This is a genomic window from Janthinobacterium sp. AD80, from assembly GCF_002878455.1.
Classification (GTDB): domain Bacteria; phylum Pseudomonadota; class Gammaproteobacteria; order Burkholderiales; family Burkholderiaceae_D; genus Janthinobacterium.
In genome coordinates, this window is the sequence record NZ_NRDQ01000211.1 from 1 (window position 1) to 3,104 (window position 3,104).

Annotated in this window: 3 protein-coding genes; all 3 read right to left on the reverse strand. The window is 65.6% G+C overall.

The window, feature by feature from the left end; genetic code table 11:
• A partial coding sequence (locus tag JaAD80_RS27015; RefSeq protein WP_258003208.1) for an FUSC family protein occupies nt 1–1,934 on the reverse strand: 1,934 nt, incomplete at its 3' end.
• Nucleotides 1,935–1,944: 10 nt separating this feature from the next.
• Nucleotides 1,945–2,451, reverse strand: a complete 507-nt coding sequence (locus JaAD80_RS27020; RefSeq protein ID WP_102299149.1) for a MarR family winged helix-turn-helix transcriptional regulator — start codon at nt 2,449–2,451, stop codon at nt 1,945–1,947.
• A gap of 73 nt (nt 2,452–2,524) precedes the next feature.
• Nucleotides 2,525–3,104, reverse strand: a 580-nt coding sequence (locus JaAD80_RS27025) for a TolC family protein (RefSeq protein ID WP_180979614.1), incomplete at its 5' end; no start/stop codon positions are given.

Sequence of the window (3,104 nt, forward strand, 5' to 3'; positions counted from 1 at the left end):
CAGCCGGCGATGTGGTCCACGCACTGCTGCAGCGCGTGCGCGTGGCGCCCGGCCGGCGTGGCGATCAGTTCGCGCAGTTCGATCACCGAGTGGCCGATCTCCAGCAGGGTCAAGGCCTGGCGCACGACGGCGCGCGTGGCCTCGCCCGGCGCCGGTCCCGCCGCCGCGTTGAGCTGGCTGAGCAGGTCGCGCACGCGGTTGTCGAAACGGTGTTTCACCCGCCGCGCTGGCGCCGTGCACGCATGCAGCGCTTCGCGCCACAGGGCCCGGCCGATATGGTCCTTGTGGCCCATGGTGTGCTCGGGCAGCAGCACGGCAAACACCAGGGCGGCCAGCATCAGGCCCACGATCAGCGCCATGCCCGTGTTCAAAAAGGCCGCGCCATCGACATGCATCACATTCGTCGGCGCCATCTGCGTAATGAAGGTCGACACGCCCAGGCCCACGCCCAGCTTGGCCGGATTGGTCATCAGGTACAGGCCGACGGCGAGGAAGGGCGCAAAGCTGAGCACCAGCATGGGGAAGCCGTCGCCATGCACCAGCACGAAATACACGCAGACGAGCGAGAGCGGCATGGCGATCAGGAAGCCTGCCAGTACCTGGCGGATCATCAGGATGGGACGTGGCGAGGACGAAGCCAGCGCGCAGAACACGGCCGCCATCAGCATGGCCGTGCTGGCGTAGGGCCAGGCGAGGAAATACGCGCCCAGGGCCAGCAGGGCCAGGCTGATGCCGGCGCGCGCGCCGCTGGCGATGACCAGCGCGGGCGGCGTCTTCGGCGCGTAGGCCTGCGGCGTGCTCACTTCCAGCGGCGTGTCGTGGGCCAGGCTGAAATACACTTCGTGAAAGCGGCTGATATCGCGCGCGAAGCGCTCCAGCAGTTCGCACACGGTGTCGAAATCGATGCGCTGCGCATGCGTGATGGCGGCGCCATCGATCTGCGCGCGGGCCTGCGCCAGCGCCGTTTGCAGATGCTGCTGCATGGTGTCGAGCGAGTCTTGCGATGGCGTCGTCTGCAGCGCTTCGGCAACGATGGCGTACAGGGGCGCGCACGCTTGCATGACCTGCGTTTCGCCGTCGCGCTGCAAACGGTCGAACAGGCGGTGGAAGGTATAGAAAGTGGTCAGCGCCGTCATGAAGGTGGCGTTGAAGGCGTGCAGCTTGCGGTTTTGCGCGCGCACGTGGCCCACTTTGCTGGTGACTTCAAACAGGGCGGCCGAGCGGCCCAGTTCCAGCGCCGCCACGTCGGCGGCGAACTGCAGGTGCGTCAGTTCGACCTGCGCCGGCGTGAGCTTTTGCTGCAGCACGTCCTGGCAGAAAGTGAGGAACTTGCCGTAGCGCGCCTGCACCGTGCGCATCACCTGCGTGCCCTGGTGGCGCGGCAGCAGCACGCTGGAGACGGCCGCCGAGCAGATGATGCCCAGGCTGACTTCGGCCACGCGGGTGACGGCCAGCGAAAACACCTGCATCGGCTGCTCGATGGCAGGCAGCACGATCATGCAGGCCGTGTAGCCGGCCAGCACGTACACATACGACTGCGCGTTGCGGTGCAGGGCCGAGCCGCTGGTGCACAGGCCGACCCACAGGGCCAGGCCGCCGAACAGCAGCACCGGCTGCTGCGGGAACAGGCCGATCAGGGTCAGCGCGGCCGTGCATCCCAGCAGGGTGCCGCACAGGCGGTAAAAACTTTTTTCCAGCACCATGCCGCTGCTGGGCAGGGCCAGGATGATGGTGGTGGTCATGGCCGTGCTGGGCGAATCGAGGCCCAGGCGGTAGGCCAGCCACAGCGCGCAGAAGGACGCGATGAGGGTCTTGCCGACGTAGATCCAGCGTTCGCCTTCCGTCGTGCGCCAGTCCTGCAGCGCCAGCGCCAGCCAGTGGGCCGCCCGCGACAGGGGGCCGTGTGTATATGTTGTTGCTGTGGCTGGCGTCATCGATAGGCTATCAGTTCTGGTTGTTGAGATTGTTCAGGTTGCGCAGCTGGCGCGCATACAGCTTGTCGAGCACTTGCAGCTCTTCTTCCGTGAAGCCTTCGTACAGGGCCGAGGTTTCCTGGTACACGTCGGGCAACGCCGTTTCGATCAGCTTGCGGCCCTTGTCGGTCAGCGAGATCATCACGGAGCGGCGGTCGCCGGGGCGCGTGCCGCGGTGGATCAGCTCACGCGCTTCCAGGTCGTTGCACACGCGCGTCAGGTTGGCCGGTTTTTCATGGCAAGCCATGCCCAGGGTGCAGGCGTTCGAGGTTTCATCGTCCGTGCCGTACAGCACGGCCAGCACCATGTAGCTGGCATCGACCAGGTCGTGCTTTTTCAGCGCGGCATTGGTCAGATCCTTCATGCCTTTCTGGATGTGGTACGTCATGCGCAACAAGCGCATCAGTTCCATGGGGAAGCCTGGCATGCGCGTGCGGATGTTTTGCAGCCGCTTGGCGGTAGCGTCAAAAGCGGTCATGTCGTATTCCTTCATGTGTGAATAAAGCTCCGATTGTATCTTGTTGGACTAGCGCCATACCAGGATTGCAAGCTCAGATGCCGCCTCCCAGTGCATTCATCAAGGAAACGTACAGATCCAGTTCGCGTGCCCCGTTTTGCGCCTGCTGCTGTTCTTCCGCCAGCAGCGCCACTTGCGTGTTGAGCATGTTGATGGCGTCGCTCATGCCGGCCTTGTAGGCTTGTTCCGCCAGGTCGCGCGCGCGCTGTGCCGTGGCCAGCGCCTGTGCCGTCAGCCGGTGCTGCTTTTCCAGCGACTGCGCCCTGGTGACGGCATTGGCCACGTCCGACATGGCGTTGATGACGGTGGCGTTGTACTGCTCCACGGCGCCGTCGTAGATGGCCGTCTGGCTGCCCAGCTGGGCGCGCAGGCGGGCGCCGGCAAAGATGGGCAGGCTAAGCGCGGGCGAAACGCCGCGGATGTCCGAGTTGGCATCGAGAAAATGGCTGAAGCCAAAGGCCTGGAAGCCGGCGAACGCCACCAGATTCACGTTCGGGTAGAACTCGGCCTTGGCGGCGTCGATGCGCTGCGCCGCCGCTTCCACTCGCCAGCGCTGGGCGGCGATGTCGGGACGGCGGCCGATCAGGTCGGCCGGCAGGGCGGCGGGAATGGCC

Bases quoted from the DNA above. Each gene is read 5' to 3' on its own strand.
- JaAD80_RS27020 (WP_102299149.1), bottom strand. From the start codon at position 2,451: ATGACCGCTTTTGACGCTACCGCCAAGCGGCTGCAAAACATCCGCACG.